We start from the raw sequence: 14238 nt of genomic DNA, 5'->3' as shown, positions 1-14238 counted from the left end.
CGGACCATGGGTTTCCAGGCGATGGTGGCACACGAATCGGACAACGGGATCGCCCTCATCCGGGAGGAAGTCGCCGACGACTTCCTCATGCCGGGTGACGTGACGATCAAGGTGCACTTCTCGAGCGCCAACTACAAGGACGGACTGGCCATCACCCCGCGCGGCGGCGTGGTGCGGCAGTACCCGCTCATCCCCGGCATCGACCTCACCGGCGAGGTGGTCAGCTCCACCGATCCGGAGTTCACGCCCGGCGACCTGGTGGTCGCCCACGGCTACGACATCGGCGTCGCCCACCACGGCGGCTTCGCCGAATACGCCCGCGTGCCCGCCGGCTGGGTGGTGAAACTGGACGGCCTCACCCCGCGCGAGGCCGCCGCCATCGGCACCGCGGGCTACACCGCCGCCATGAGCGTGCAGGCACTCCTCGACCGCGGCGTGACCCCGGACTCCGGCCCGGTCCTGGTCACCGGCGCCACCGGCGGCGTAGGCACCGTGGCCGTCGACATCCTCGCCGGCCTCGGCTTCGAGGTCATCGCCTCCACCGGCAAACTCGGTGCGACCGAACTCCTCTCCACCCTCGGCGCGTCCTCGGTCATCGGCCGCCTCCCCGCCGAAGGCGAGAAGCTCCGAGCCCTCGGCAAGGCCCAATGGGCCGCCGCCGTGGACAGCGTCGGCGGCGAATCCCTCGCCCACATCCTCAGCACCGTCAAATACGGTGGCGCGGTGGCCGTCTCCGGTCTCACCGGCGGCGCCGATCTCCCGACCACCGTCATGCCCTTCATCCTGCGCGGCGTCTCCCTGCTCGGCATCGACTCCGCCCACTTCCCCATCGCCGACCGCCGCGACCTCTGGTCCCGCCTCGCCAAAGACCTGAAACCTCAGCACCTCTCGTTGCTGGAAAATTACGCACCCATCACCGAAGCCGAGTCCGTCCTCCGCTCCATCCTCGATGGAACCCACTCCGGCCGAACGGTTCTCGGCGTGGCCGGGGAGTTCTGACCAGCGGTGCACCGTTTCATGTGAAACAAGTAGCGTTGCCCACCGGTTGCCGCAGTCAGCCCGCCAGCACGTCGAGAGCGGCGGACAGGTGCGGCAACGCGGTGGGCCCGTAGGACGAGGCGATCTCGGCCAGCGCCCGGGCCAGATGCGGAGCGATGCCCGATGCCGGGAGGAGTTCCTCGGCGAGCACTATGCCGCCGACTATGTGGTCGGCCTTGATGCGCTGGTCGCGGGTGAGTTCGTATCGCCAGGAACCGATTTGGACGCGTTCGGGGGTGGAGCGGAAGAGGGATTTCCGGGGTGGGGTTCGAGTCACACCGGGGACATTGGTGAAGACGGTGAAGACCATGGACAGGCCGCCGGGGCCGTCCAGGGCGGCGGCGATGGCCCGGGCGGCGGCGTCGGAGTCGAAGTCGGCGGTCACTGGTTCATTCCGAGGGTGAACTGTGGGGTGATGGGGTCGCCCTCGTCGATACGGCGGATGGCCGTGCCGGAGGCGTAGAACTCGACGGTGTGATACCCCCAGGCGTAATTCGAGATATCGACGCTGACGCCGGTGACACCGGTGGCGCCGTCGCGTTCCGCTTCGGCTTGCATGCGGGACATGGCGAGTTCGCGGGCCTGGTAGTTGCCCTGGGTCCATTGGGGCATCTCCATATTGCGCCCCATCTGGCTGAGCATCTGGCGGAAGCCCTGGACGGCCACGTGGAAGACGCAGTTGCCCATGACGAAGGCGATGGGGGCGTAGCCGGTCCGCATCAGGGTCACCATGTCCTGGCCGGAGAGGTGGCTGGTGAAGGCCTGGCCGTTGGGGCGGCGGTAGCTGCCGGGCGCCTTCGCGTAGCGGACCGCCGTGCCGACCGCGATGAATTCCAGGTGTTCGAGGGATTCGCCGTGCTGGCGCCATTCCAGGCGGACGCCCACGACGCCGTCGGCCTGGAGGGCGTCGGCCTCGGCCTGCATGCGGGACATGGCATTCCAGCGGGCGCGGTAGGTGGCCTCGGTCAGGACCGGGAGTTCCTGCTGCTGGCGGATGCCGGTGAACTGGAAGCCGACGTGATAGACGGATACGCCCATCACCAGGTCGATGGGTTCGAATCCGGCGCCGTGCAGCAGCGCGAACTCGTTGACCGACAGGTCGGAGGTGAAGATGCGGTTCGCGTGCGAGAGACGTTCGCCCGCGACCTGATCGAGCTGCTGCGGCTGACTCGGCTGGTTGGGTTGCATGCTGTTCACCCTCCGTCGGATCCCGGTTGGATCCCTCCCCGAGGGTACGACCGGAACACCCTCGCGGCCTGCCGAAACGACAGGAGCCGTGGGTCCGCACAGCAGACCCACGGCTCCCGCTCGAGCACTTACGCGGTGGCGCTCAGCTGCCGTCCGTCGTAGGCCGGTTCGGCGACCGGCTCGATGGCGTAGGCCAGGATCTCGGCCACGTCGGCGACGGGGCGGACATCCAGGGCGGCCAGCACCTCGGCGGGGACCTCGTCCAGGTCCGGCTCGTTGCGGGCCGGGATGAACACGGTCTTCAGGCCGGCGCGCTGGGCGGCGAGCAGCTTCTGCTTCACGCCGCCGATCGGCAGCACCCGTCCGTTCAGCGTGACCTCACCGGTCATGCCGACATCCGCGCGGACCTGACGCCCCAGGGCCAGCGACACCAGGGCGGTGACCATGGTGACACCCGCGGACGGTCCGTCCTTCGGAACCGCGCCCGCCGGGAAGTGGATGTGGATATTGCGATCCAGCACGCTCGGCTCGATGCCGATCTCTTCCAGGTGGGAGCGGACGTAGGTCAGGGCGATCTGCGCGGACTCCTTCATGACATCGCCCAGCTGGCCGGTCAGGGTCAGCGAGCGGTCGCCCTCGGCGGCATTGGCCTCGATGTAGAGGACGTCGCCGCCCGCGCCGGTCACGGCCAAACCCGTTGCGACACCGGGGACCGCGGTGCGTTCCACCCCGTCGGGGGTGAAGCGCGGACGGCCCAGGTAGTCCTTCAGGTCACCGAGTCCGATCACCAGCTTGCCGGACGCGGCCGCGTCGGTGTCGTAGCCCAGGTCCTTGTCGTACCCCAGGCCCTCCGGCACGAATTCGCCCTTGCTGACCAGGCTTTCGGTGTCCGAGATGTCCGCCGACTCCGACAGCTTGGTGGCCGCCTTGCGCAGCGCCTTCGCGATCAGCCGCTCCATCTGGCGCACACCGGCTTCCCGGGTGTAGTTGGCGGCGACCTCACGCAGCGCCTCGTCCGTGATCGAGACCTCCTCGGCGGTCAGGGCGTTGCGCTCCAGCTGCCGCGGGATCAGGAAGTCGCGGGCGATGGCCACCTTGTCGGCCTCGGTGTAGCCGTCGACGCTGATCAGTTCCATGCGGTCCAGCAGCGGGCCGGGGATCGTCTCCAGGACGTTCGCGGTCGCGATGAACAGCACGTCGGACAGGTCCAGATCCAGGTCCAGGTAGTGGTCGCGGAACGTGTGGTTCTGCGCCGGGTCCAGCACCTCCAGCAGGGCCGCCGCGGGATCGCCGCGGAAGTCGCTGCCGACCTTGTCGATCTCGTCCAGCAGGACAACGGGATTCATCGATCCCGCCTCCTTCATGGCGCGGACGATGCGGCCGGGCAGCGCGCCCACGTAGGTGCGCCGGTGACCGCGGATCTCGGCCTCGTCGCGCACGCCACCCAGGGCGACGCGAACGAACTTGCGGCCCAACGCCCGTGCCACGGACTCGCCCAGCGAGGTCTTGCCGACGCCGGGCGGACCGACCAGCACCAGCACCGCGCCGGAGCCGCGGCCGCCGACGACCTCCAGGCCGCGGGCGGCCCGGCGGGAACGCACGGCCAGGTACTCGACCATGCGGTCCTTGACCTCGTCCAGGCCGTGGTGGTCGGCGTCCAGCACCGCGCGGGCGGCCGAAACATCCGCGGAGTCGGTGGTTTTCACCGTCCACGGCAGTTCCAGCACCGTGTCCAGCCAGGTGCGGATCCAGCCCGTCTCCGGGCTCTGATCACTGGAGCGTTCCAGCCGTCCGACCTCGCGCAGCGCGGCCTCACGGATGTCGTCGGGCAGGTCGGCGTTCTCGACGCGGGTGCGGTAGTCCTCGGCGCCGTCCGGCTCGTCCTCGCCCAGCTCCTTGCGAATCGCGTTGAGCTGCTGGCGCAGCAGGAATTCGCGCTGGGTCTTCTCCATCCCCTCGCGGACGTCCTCGCTGATCTTCTCGCTGATCTCGGTCTCGGCGATGTGCTGGGTGGTCCAGTCGATCAGCTTGTTCAGTCGCGCTTGGGTATCCGGGGTGTCCAGGATCTCGCGCTTCTGCTCGTTGCTCAGGTACGAGGCCCATCCGGCCGCGTCGGCCAGCGTGGACGGATCGTTCATCTGATTGACCGCGTCGATGACCTGCCAGGCCTCACGGCGCTGCAGGACCGACACGACCAGCTTCTTGTATTCGGCCGCAAGCTCTTTGGTGCGTCCGTCGGCGGCCGGAATCTCGACCGGCTCGGCCTCGACCCAGAGCGCCGCGCCGGGTCCGGTCACGCCGTGCCCGATCTTGGCCCGGCTCTCCGCCTTCAGCACCGCCGCGGGCGCGCCACCGCGCATCCGGCCGACCTGTTCGATGGTGGCCACCACGCCGTAGGCGGCATATCCCTCATCGAGGCGAGGCGCGACCAGCACCTGGTTGACCTTGCCCGCGCGGGCGGCATCGATGGCGGCCTGCGACGACTCGTCCAGCTCGATCGGCACGACCATGCCCGGCAGCACGATCGGATCGGTCAGGAACAGGACCGGCAGGTTCTGAGGTGTAGTCACGTCTTCGACCCCTTCCAAGGTTGAGCGTTACCCAGTCAACCCTGGAGGTATACCGATTGTTCCGCCCCACCGTTCGCCTGGGGTGAACAGGCTCCGGACTTCCGGAATTCCGGACCGGAATTCCCATCGCGACGCGTGGACCTGCGGATATGCGTCGTCCGCCGGGCCAATCGGGGTTTTTCGAGATCGTTTTCTTCCTAGCGTCATCGGCATGAAGTTCACTACGCGGCACGTCACGGCCATCACCGCGGCCGCGGTCTTGCTGGGCGGATGTTCCGAAGGTCACAAGGCTTCCGCACCCGATGCCAGAGCGCAGCTGTCGTCACTGTCCAAACAGATCGCCTCGACCCAGGGACTCCATGTCACCGGCTACGCCGTCACGACCTCGGGTCGGAAGGCCGACCTCGACATCGAGATCAGCAACACCGGTGACGCAACCGGAACGCTGACCGTAGGCGGACGACCGATGAACTACGTGGCGGTGGACAACGTCGAATTCCTGCGGGGCGACACCGCGGCGTGGCAGGCATTGGGTAGCAAGGAAGATCAAGCCAAGCTCTACGGCGACCGCTGGGTGGGGCTGCCCACCGGACTGTTCGCCAACGGGCTGGTCCAAACCCTCGGCTCGGCCGCGCTGGCCAAGGCACTGGAGACGAGCCGTCCCGACCGCGACGCCGATTCATCCACATCCATCCACACCGGTGACATGACCGTCCATGTCGGTCACGACGCCGACGGTCAGGACACGATCGACAAGATCGACTTCTCGCCGTTCGCCGATGCCTCGCCGACCTCCGGCCTCAGCAGCGACACGGGTGCTGACCAGGCATTGTGGCTGTCGGTCGCACTGGTCAGAATGACGCGCCGGGAAATCGACGACCTGTACAGCGGCTTGCGCAACACCGTTCCCAACGCTGTCATCGGTGCTGTCGACCCGAAGATCAAGCTGTCTTCGAACAGCCATGAGGGTCCCTGTGCGCCCGGGGCGTGCTCGTTCACATTCACGTTGAAGAACTGGGTCGTCGACGACCCGCAGGGCCATATTCGACACGTTCGCGTCACCTACTCGATCACCGGCACCGTGAACGGCGTTCAGGCCGAGCGGGGCGCGGGATGCTCGGGAATCGTTGACATGAGCCCGAATTCGTCGGTGGAGCTGTCATGCACCTTCACGTTCACCGCCACGTCGTCCTCCGGTTGGGTATACGCCGAGCTGACCGCGGACGGAACCGGATACGGGCAGGACGAAGTCGACCGGATGCTGCAACAAGCCATCGCCAATAGGGCAAGGGTCACCGCACTGCCGGACTTCACGCCACCGAAATAGACCACGCGGAGAGGACCTCGCCATGCCACACAACACCCGATCACGTTCCGCCTCAGCGATACTCGCCGTCAGTGCGCTCGCCGCCGCCGCGTCGATCACCGCCGCGGGATGCGCATCCGAGAAACCCGTCCACCATCACAAGGTCGTACTCCAAGCGAGCTCCACCTATGGAGCGACGATGAGAATCAACTATTTCTCCACAGGGGGCCCGAGCGGAACCCTGTCGACCAACCAGTCGCATTGGAGCGTGACCCTCGACGACACCTCCGACCGGCCCTCCTACAGCCTCACCGTCGACTCCGGCGCAAACCCCGTGGACAACTACAACGACCACAAGGTGAGCGCGGGCAACGGCATCGGGGAAGGCACGGTTGTCTGCCGCGTCTCGATCGACGGCGAAGTCGTTGCCGAGAAGACCTATACCTACCCGCGGATCGTCCCCGCGATGTGCGTGGGCGGCTCCACGAAGTCCGCCACCGATCCCTCCGGCAGCGCCGACATCGCGCCGGGCCGCACCCTCGCCGAGGTGACAGCGAAATTCCCCGCGCCGCTGCACACGGCCCTACCCGACGCGAAGTGCGAGGCGAAGGACATGTCCAACGGTTCGGCGGACGTCCACTGCACCCTCGAACTCACCGACCCGACCCTCGCCGGGATAGCCCTCGTCGACAACGTGCACGACTGGTTCTCGGTCTTCACCACTATCAACGGGCAGACCGCCGCACACGGTCTCGACCAGATGAAGAACCACACGAAGCCGGGCGATGACGTCGTCCTCAACCCCGCCGAGACGATCGGCGTCACCATCTCCGCCCAGTCGCCCGGACACTATGCCTTCGTGTACGACAACACCGAAAACGGTCTCACCGTGGACGTTTCGTCCGGTGTCTTCGCGACCGCATCCGCGGTCCGGCAGTTCCTCGCTCGCGTCGGACTCGACCCGGCTAAGGGATGAGGATCGGGACCAGGTAGGTCTTGGCGAAGGTGGTGAGCGCGGCCTCGGAATCGAGGTCGATGCCGCCGGTCGGTTGCAGGATGACCGAGTGGACGATTCGGCAGACGATCTCGGTGCGGGCGGCGAGGTCGGGGGGTTCCGGTAGGTCGTTGCCGCTCAGAACTTTTCGGAGGAGGTCGGTGGCGGAGACGACGGCGAGGACGAAGGGGGCGGCGCCGTCGGTGGTGAATTGGGGGAGGAGACGCTCGGGTTCGAGAGTCATGAGGCGCTCGACCAGGGGGTGGGTGCGCCAGCGGGTGACGACGGTGGAGAAGACGGCGGCGACCGTGTCGGCGAAGGTGTCGTGGCGGGACGGGATGTCCTCGAGGTCTTCGAGGAGGCGGCGGACCTCGCGGGCGGTGACGGCCCGGACCAGTTCGTCCCGGGAGCCGATGCGGCGGTAGACGGTGACGCGGTCGACCTCGGCTTGGCGGGCCACGTCCTCGATCGTCGTCTTCTTGACCCCGACGCGGCCGAATTGCACCAGGGCGGCGTCGAGGATGCGGTCCTCGATGGAGTCCGTTCCGGGGGCGTTTTTCGAGGTGGCGGCTGTCGGGGGCACGGTTCGAGGCTAACAGCCGGGTGCGGCGATGCAACAATTTGCGGTGATTTGTGGCTGCAACATTGCCATGGTGTTTGTTGCTTTGTTACGGTCGGCCCATGGCTGAGGACAGTGCGACGAGGCGCTCCTATCAGGACGAAGCCCACGCGATTCAGGCTCGGGACGTGCATTTCGACTTCTCGTCGGTGCCGATGCACTACATCCCCGGGGAGGTGCTGGCGACGCACGTCGTGAACGTCATGCACCTGGTGCTGCCGGAGGGGGAGCGGGCCATGGCGGCCTGCCTGGCCGAGGCGCTGCCATTGATCGACGACGAGCGGTTGCGGGAAGAGGTCGCGGGGTTCGTCGGACAGGAGTCGATGCACGCGAGCAGCCACGAAGGGGCGCGGAAACACCTGCAGGAGATCGGACTCGACGTCGAGTCGTATGTCTCGAAGATCGCGTGGCTCACCGATCGGGTGCTCGGCGATCACGGCCTCACCGGGCGCGCGAAGCAGGAGTGGCTGAAGGAGCGGCTCGGATTGTTCGCGGGGATGGAGCATTTCACCGCGGTCATCGGCGAGTGGCTGCTGGAAACCGACGCGATGCAACGCGCCGGAATGGATCCGACCATGCTCGATCTGGTCCGGTGGCACGGCGCCGAGGAGGTCGAGCACCGCAGCGTGGTGTTCGACGCGTACATGCACGTCGACGGCGGATACGGGCGGCGGGCCCGGACCGGGCTGCTGGCCAGTGGACTGCTGCTGCCGCTGTTCGTGATGTCGACCGCGTACCTGTACCGCCGCGATCCGAGCCCGGACAAGGGCCGCTTCTGGCTGAAGCAGTTCGTGAGCGCCACCCGGCGGCAGGTGATTCCGAACTTCACCACCTTCGTCACCGAGATGCCGCGCTACCTGGACCGGAGATTCCATCCCTCCCAACTGGGTTCGATGGACAACGCGCTGCGCTACCTGGCGCACTCGCCGGCGGCACGCGCATGACGGCCGCGCCGACCTTCGGCCTGCGGGCGCTGGGCGCGGCGGTGGACGCGTACAAGAAGGTGTTCACCACTCCCGCGTTGTCGCGCCCGCACCCGGTGCGCCACAACGGCTTCGACATGGACGTCGTCGTCGAGACGGTCGAGGCGGAAGCCGAGGATGTGGTGAGCCTGACCCTGGTGCGGCCCGGCCGGGAACGGTTGCCCGCGTGGCGGCCCGGGTCGCATCTGGACGTGTTCCTGCCGTCGGGCCGGCAGCGGCAGTACTCGCTGTGCGGCGATCCCGTCGACCAGCACTGCTATCGGATCGCGGTGCGCCGCCTGCCCGACGGCGACGGCGGATCACTGGAGACGCACGCGCTACGCCCCGGCGATCTCGTGCGAATTCGCGGCCCCCGCAACGCGTTCACGTTCGTCGAGCGCGCGCCTTCCTATCTCTTCCTCGCCGCCGGAATCGGCATCACGCCGATCCTGCCGATGGTGCACGCGGCCGGAAACCGCGGCCACCTCGTGTATCTGGGGAGGTCCCGGGAAACCATGCCGTTCCTCGACGAACTGCCCGGCGACACCGATATCCGCCCCGATGACGAGTGCGGCGCGCCCGATATCGCGGCGATCCTGCGGACCGCGCTGCCCGGCGCGGCCGTCTACGTCTGCGGCCCGCCGCCGGTCCTGGAGGCCGCGCAGCGCACGCTGTTCGCACTGAATCCGACGGCGTCCCTGCACACCGAACGCTTCTCCGCGCTCCCGGTGCTCGACGGCCGCGAGTTCGATCTGACCCTGGCGCGCAGCGGAATCCAGGTGCGGGTCGGCAGCGCCGAAACCGCCCTGGACGCCATCCGCCGGGTGCGATCCGACGTCGCGTACTCCTGCCGCCAAGGCTTCTGCGGCACGTGCAGGACGCGCGTGCTGTCCGGCGCGGTCGACCATCGCGACCGTCTGCTCACCGAGGCCGAACGACCCGGTCACATGCTCACGTGTGTGTCCCGCGCGGTCGACGGCCCGCTCGTGCTCGACCTCTGACCAGTGAAAGGCCGAACGGTCTCATGCTCACTCGCTTCCCGCTCACGCCCACCGACGACACCTTCCTGACCACCGCCGCGCACCGCTACGTCCACGTGGTCGATCTCCCCGGCACCCCGCAGGCGGTCTGGCAGCTGCTGATCGCCGACGACGCCCTGGCCTCCTGGTCGGCGGCGGTCACCGCGGTCGAATGGATGTCGCCCCGGCCCTTCCGGGCGGGCACCACCCGGGTGGTCACGCTCGGCGGCGTCGTCAGCCTGCTGGAGCGGTTCTACCGCTGGGAGCCCGGTTCGCGGATGACCTTCACGGTCGACGCCGCGTCGATCCCCGGCCTGAAGCACTTCGCCGAAGACATTCAGCTCGAGCCCATCTCGACGGGAACCCGGCTGACCTGGACGTTCGCGCTCGAAGGAACCCCGGCGCTGCGGCCCCTGCTCACCGCGGCGAACCCCCTCCAGCGGTACGTCACCCGGACGATCGCCCGGGGCATCGCCCGCCGGGCGCAGCCGGCGTCCGCGGAGGCCCGACGATGACCGACTCCATCGAACACCGGAATATCGTCATCCTCGGCGCGGGCTTCGGCGGGATCGGGCTCGCGATCAAGTTGCGGGAGGCCGGATTCGAGGATGTGGTGCTGCTGGAACGCGCGTCGGATCTGGGTGGGACCTGGCAGGCCAATACCTATCCCGGGTGCGCGTGCGATGTGCCGTCGCAGTTGTACAGCTACTCGTTCGCACCGAATCCCGACTGGTCGCGCACCTATGGGCGGCAGCCGGAGATTCTCGAGTACATCCGGGCTGTGGCCACCGAACACGATGTGGTGCGGCACATCCGGCTCGAAACCGACGTGCTGGACGCCCGGTGGGACGAGGAGCGTTCGCACTGGTTGATCGAGACCTCGCGCGGGCCGATCACGGCGGACTACTTCATCGCGGCGGCGGGAATCTTCGCGGAGGCGAAGTATCCGGACCTGCCGGGACTGGACACCTTCGAGGGCAAGGCATTCCACTCCCTGCACTGGGACCACTCCCACGATCTGACCGGGGAGCGGGTCGCGGTGATCGGGACCGGCGCGTCGGCGGTGCAGTTCATTCCCGAGATCCAGCCGAAGGTCGCGTGGTTGACCGTGTTCCAGCGTTCCGCGCCCTGGATCGTGCCGCGCATGGACCGTCGGACACTCGGGATGGAACGAGCGCTGCTGCGCCGGATTCCCCTGACGCAACGGCTGGTTCGCGGCACCTGGTACGCGCTGATCGAGAGCTTCGGCCTGGTCGGATTCGTGGACAACCGGTTCCGGCACCCGTTCGAGACGCTCGGGCGGATCCAGTTGCGACGGCAGATCCGCGATCCGGAGCTGCGCGCGAAGGTGACCCCGGACTACATGATCGGCTGCAAGCGGGCGATCTTCTCCGACGCCTATCTGCCCGCGCTGGAGCGGGACAATGTCGAGGTCGTCACCGACGGTATCGCGGAAGTCCGCCCGCACTCGGTGGTGACGCGCGCCGGCGTCGAAATCCCGGTCGACACCATCGTTTTCGGCACCGGCTTCGAACCTCTCGCCGCCGCCTTCGAACACATCACCGGCCGCGACGGTCTCAGCATCGCCGAGCTGTATCGCAAGCAGCCGCGCACCTACCTCGGGACGGCGGTGGCGGGTTTCCCCAACTTCTTCTGCACCCTCGGCCCGTTCGGCGCGGCGGGCAACCAGTCGGCCGTCTACATGATCGAGTCGCAGATCGCCTACATCGTCGACGCCCTCACCACCGTGCGCGACCGCGGCGCACGCCGGGTGGAGGTGCGGGCCACGCAGCAGGACGCGTTCGTGGCCGAGATGCACCGGCGCAGTGCGGCGACGGTGTGGCTCACCGGCGGCTGCGAGACGTATTACACGACGCCGGACGGCGGCAATGCCGGGTTGTATCCGGGCTGGAGTTTCGAGTACCGCAGGCGCACACAGCAGTTCGATTCCGACGCGTACGAGGTGAGCGCCTGATGGAGTACGACATCGACGGCAAGGTCGTCCTGATCACGGGCGCGGGCCAGGGCATCGGACGGGCCCTCGCCGCCATCCTGTACCGGCGCGGGGCGCGGGTGATCGTCGCCGATATCGACGAAACCGCAGCACGGCGAACCGCACTCGACCTCGGTGCGAACGCCCACGCCGTCACCGCCGACGTCACCGATCGGGCGCGGATGGCGGCCGTGGTCGCCGAAGCGGTCGAGCGGTTCGGCGGCCTGGACGTGGTCGTCGCCAATGCGGGCGTGACACCGGTGCCCGCCACCGTGCGCACCATGGACCCCCGCGACTTCGACCGCGTCCTCGGCATCAACCTGACCGGCGTCTTCAATACCGTGCACCCCGCCCTCGACCACGTCGTCCGCGCCCGCGGCCACGTCGTCGTGGTGTCCTCCTGCGCCGCCTTCGCCCCCGGCATGGGCGGTTCGCCGTACATGATGAGCAAGGCCGCGGTCGAGCAGCTGGGCCGTGCCCTGCGGGTGGAGCTCGCCGCGAGCGGGGCCACCGCCGGGGTCGCCTACTTCGGCATCGTCGAGACCGCCATGACCCACGACATGCTCGACGCCGACGACCTCGGCCGCCGCCTGGACGCACTGCTGCCCTGGCCGCTGAGCGTGCGCATCACCGCCGACCAGGCCGCGCGCACCATCGCCGACGGCATCGCGCACCGCGCCGCCCGCACCATCGCGCCGCGCGGATGGACGCCCTACGCCCTGCTGCGCGGCGCGATCAATGTCGTACTCGACGGCCGCCTGGCCGCGAATCCCACTGTCCACCAGCTCATTCACGCGATCGAGGACCGCCGATGACCGACACCCTGCCCGCGGCCTTCCAGCACACCGCCGCCATCGACCCCGACGCGATCGCCCTCCGCACTCCCGGCGACACCCGGACTCTGAGCTGGCGCGACTACGCCCGTCAGGTGCGGGAGGTCGCCGCCGGACTCGCCGCCATCGGCGTCAGGCGCGGGGACACCGTGGCGTTGATGATGAGCAACCGGGTCGAGTTCTATCCCCTCGAAGTCGGTGCGCAGCATCTGGGAGCGACCTCGTTCTCGGTGTACAACACGCTGCCCGCCGAGCAGCTGGCGCACGTGCTCGGCAACGCGGGGGCTCGGGTGGTGATGTGCGAGTCGCAATATGTCGAGCGGTTGCGGAGCTGCGGGGTCGAACTCGATCGGATCGTCTGCGTGGACGACGCGCCCGACGGAACCATGGCGGTCGCCGAGCTGATCGCCGCCGGGGCAGTGGATTTCGACTTCGAGGCCGCGTGGCGGGCCGTCCGTCCGGAGGACATCGCCACCCTGATCTACACGTCGGGGACCACCGGCAATCCCAAGGGCGTGGAGACCACGCACGCCAATCTGTTGTTCCAGGTACGCGGGATCGCCGAGGTGCTGGGGTTCGTATTCGGCGACACCATCACCTCGTTCATGCCGACCGCGCACATCGCCGACCGGCTCACCGCGCTGTACGTGCAGGAAGTGCTCGGCACCCAGGTCACCTGCGTAGGCGACGCCAAGGCGATCGCGTCCGCGCTCGTCGATCTGAAGCCGACCGTGTGGGGCGCGGTGCCCCGAGTGTGGGAGAAGCTGAAGGCCGCAATCGAACTCGAGGTCGCGGGCGAACCGGATGTGGACCGGCGGTCGGCGATGGAGTGGGCGCTGTCGGTGGCAGCCACCCGCAGCGGCTACCAGCTGGCCGGTGCAGCCGTGCCCGAGGATGTCGCCGCGGATTGGAAGCGCGCCGACGACATGGTGCTGCGGCATCTGCGGGCCGCTCTGGGTTTCGATCGGCTGCGCTGGGCGTTGTCGGGAGCGGCGCCGATTCCGCCGCAGACCCTGGGATTCTTTGCCGGACTGGGTATTCCGATCGCGGAGATCTGGGGCATGTCGGAGCTGTCGTGCATCTGCAGCGTCTCCCATCCGGACGACGCGAGACTCGGTACGGTCGGAAAACTGTTGCCCGGCATGGCGGCCCGGCACACCGCCGATGGTGAGCTCCAGGTGCGTGGACCGCTGGTGATGAAGGGCTATCGCGGGCTGCCCGAGCAGACCGCGGAGGCCATCGACTCGGAGGGCTGGCTGTCCACCGGCGACATCATCACCGTCGACGCGGACGGCTACCTCACGGTGGTGGACCGCAAGAAGGAACTGATCATCAACGCGGCGGGCAAGAACATGTCGCCTACCCACATCGAGAACACGGTGAAGGCCGCCACCCCGCTGATCGGGGCCATGGCGGTGATCGGTGACGGGCGGCCGTACAACACGGCGCTGATCGTGCTCGACGAGGAGACCGGGGCGCGATTCGCCGACCCGGCGGTGCTCGAGGCGATCGCGGCCGGGGTGACCGCCGGGAACGAACGCCTGTCCCGGGTGGAGCAGATCAAGCGGTTCGTGGTGCTGCCGACCTTCTGGGAAGCGGGCGGCGACGAGATCACGCTGACCATGAAGCTCAAGCGCAAGGCCATCGCCGCGAAGTACGCGAAGGAGATCGACGAACTCTACGAAGTCAGGGGTTGACGCGATTGGCTAACTCGAT

13 protein-coding genes are annotated in these 14238 nt (G+C 68.1%); 9 read left to right on the top strand and 4 right to left on the bottom strand.

The window, feature by feature from the left end; genetic code table 11:
• The first annotated feature begins 6 nt into the window (after positions 1 to 6).
• A complete protein-coding gene (locus ABZ382_RS15160) occupies positions 7 to 999 on the top strand; it encodes an oxidoreductase (protein WP_357088653.1) in 993 nt (330 codons plus the stop codon).
• 55 nt (positions 1000 to 1054) lie between these two features.
• On the opposite strand, the gene ABZ382_RS15155 is transcribed toward ABZ382_RS15160, so the two are convergent.
• The 3 genes from ABZ382_RS15155 to lon form a co-directional block, all read right to left on the bottom strand.
• Entirely contained in the window at positions 1055 to 1423 is a 369-nt protein-coding gene (locus ABZ382_RS15155; RefSeq protein ID WP_357088650.1) for a DUF5073 family protein, read from the bottom strand.
• On the bottom strand, positions 1420 to 2226 hold the full coding sequence (locus tag ABZ382_RS15150; protein ID WP_357088648.1) for a heavy metal-binding domain-containing protein: 807 nt from the start codon (positions 2224 to 2226) through the stop codon (positions 1420 to 1422). Before ABZ382_RS15150 ends, ABZ382_RS15155 begins: the two co-directional genes overlap by 4 nt.
• Before the next feature lie 128 nt (positions 2227 to 2354).
• Positions 2355 to 4796, bottom strand: a complete 2442-nt coding sequence (gene lon / locus ABZ382_RS15145) for an endopeptidase La (RefSeq protein WP_357088645.1) — start codon at positions 4794 to 4796, stop codon at positions 2355 to 2357.
• Positions 4797 to 5007: 211 nt separating this feature from the next.
• Here lon and ABZ382_RS15140 point away from each other — a divergent pair, with 211 nt between their 5' ends.
• Positions 5008 to 6123: a hypothetical protein gene (locus ABZ382_RS15140; protein WP_357088643.1), complete on the top strand. Its 1116-nt coding sequence runs from the start codon at positions 5008 to 5010 to the stop codon at positions 6121 to 6123.
• Between the two features lie 178 nt (positions 6124 to 6301).
• Positions 6302 to 7078, top strand: coding sequence for a hypothetical protein (locus ABZ382_RS15135; protein WP_357088641.1), 777 nt, complete (start codon positions 6302 to 6304; stop codon positions 7076 to 7078).
• On the opposite strand, the gene ABZ382_RS15130 is transcribed toward ABZ382_RS15135, so the two are convergent.
• Positions 7068 to 7679, bottom strand: a complete 612-nt coding sequence (locus ABZ382_RS15130) for a helix-turn-helix domain-containing protein (protein WP_357088638.1) — start codon at positions 7677 to 7679, stop codon at positions 7068 to 7070. The genes ABZ382_RS15135 and ABZ382_RS15130 overlap by 11 nt on opposite strands.
• A 98-nt stretch (positions 7680 to 7777) precedes the next feature.
• Between ABZ382_RS15130 and ABZ382_RS15125 the strand changes: the two genes are divergently transcribed.
• The 6 genes from ABZ382_RS15125 to fadD11 are packed head-to-tail and all read left to right on the top strand — an operon-like array spanning position 7778 to position 14219.
• Positions 7778 to 8659: a metal-dependent hydrolase gene (locus ABZ382_RS15125; protein WP_357088635.1), complete on the top strand. Its 882-nt coding sequence runs from the start codon at positions 7778 to 7780 to the stop codon at positions 8657 to 8659.
• Positions 8656 to 9678 carry a PDR/VanB family oxidoreductase gene (locus tag ABZ382_RS15120; RefSeq protein WP_357088634.1) on the top strand — a complete coding sequence of 341 codons (1023 nt, stop codon included), beginning with the start codon at positions 8656 to 8658 and terminating at the stop codon, positions 9676 to 9678. The genes ABZ382_RS15125 and ABZ382_RS15120 overlap by 4 nt, the downstream gene beginning before the upstream one ends.
• 23 nt (positions 9679 to 9701) lie before the next feature.
• The gene (locus tag ABZ382_RS15115; protein ID WP_357088632.1) at positions 9702 to 10211 is read left to right on the top strand and encodes an SRPBCC family protein; all 510 of its coding nucleotides are present in this window, start codon (positions 9702 to 9704) and stop codon (positions 10209 to 10211) included.
• Positions 10208 to 11671, top strand: a complete 1464-nt coding sequence (locus ABZ382_RS15110; RefSeq protein ID WP_357088630.1) for an NAD(P)/FAD-dependent oxidoreductase — start codon at positions 10208 to 10210, stop codon at positions 11669 to 11671. The genes ABZ382_RS15115 and ABZ382_RS15110 overlap by 4 nt, the downstream gene beginning before the upstream one ends.
• The gene (locus tag ABZ382_RS15105; protein WP_357088628.1) at positions 11671 to 12504 is read left to right on the top strand and encodes a short-chain dehydrogenase/reductase; all 834 of its coding nucleotides are present in this window, start codon (positions 11671 to 11673) and stop codon (positions 12502 to 12504) included. The genes ABZ382_RS15110 and ABZ382_RS15105 overlap by 1 nt, the downstream gene beginning before the upstream one ends.
• Positions 12501 to 14219: a fatty acid--CoA ligase FadD11 gene (fadD11, locus tag ABZ382_RS15100; protein ID WP_357088625.1), complete on the top strand. Its 1719-nt coding sequence runs from the start codon at positions 12501 to 12503 to the stop codon at positions 14217 to 14219. The genes ABZ382_RS15105 and fadD11 overlap by 4 nt, the downstream gene beginning before the upstream one ends.
• The last annotated feature ends 19 nt before the right edge of the window (positions 14220 to 14238 follow it).

Origin of the sequence: Nocardia sp. NPDC005825 (genome assembly GCF_040630175.1) — a bacterium.
Taxonomy (GTDB): Bacteria; Actinomycetota; Actinomycetes; order Mycobacteriales; family Mycobacteriaceae; genus Nocardia.
The sequence above is the reverse complement of the archived record's forward strand: the minus strand, read 5'-3'. Positions and strand labels throughout refer to the sequence as shown.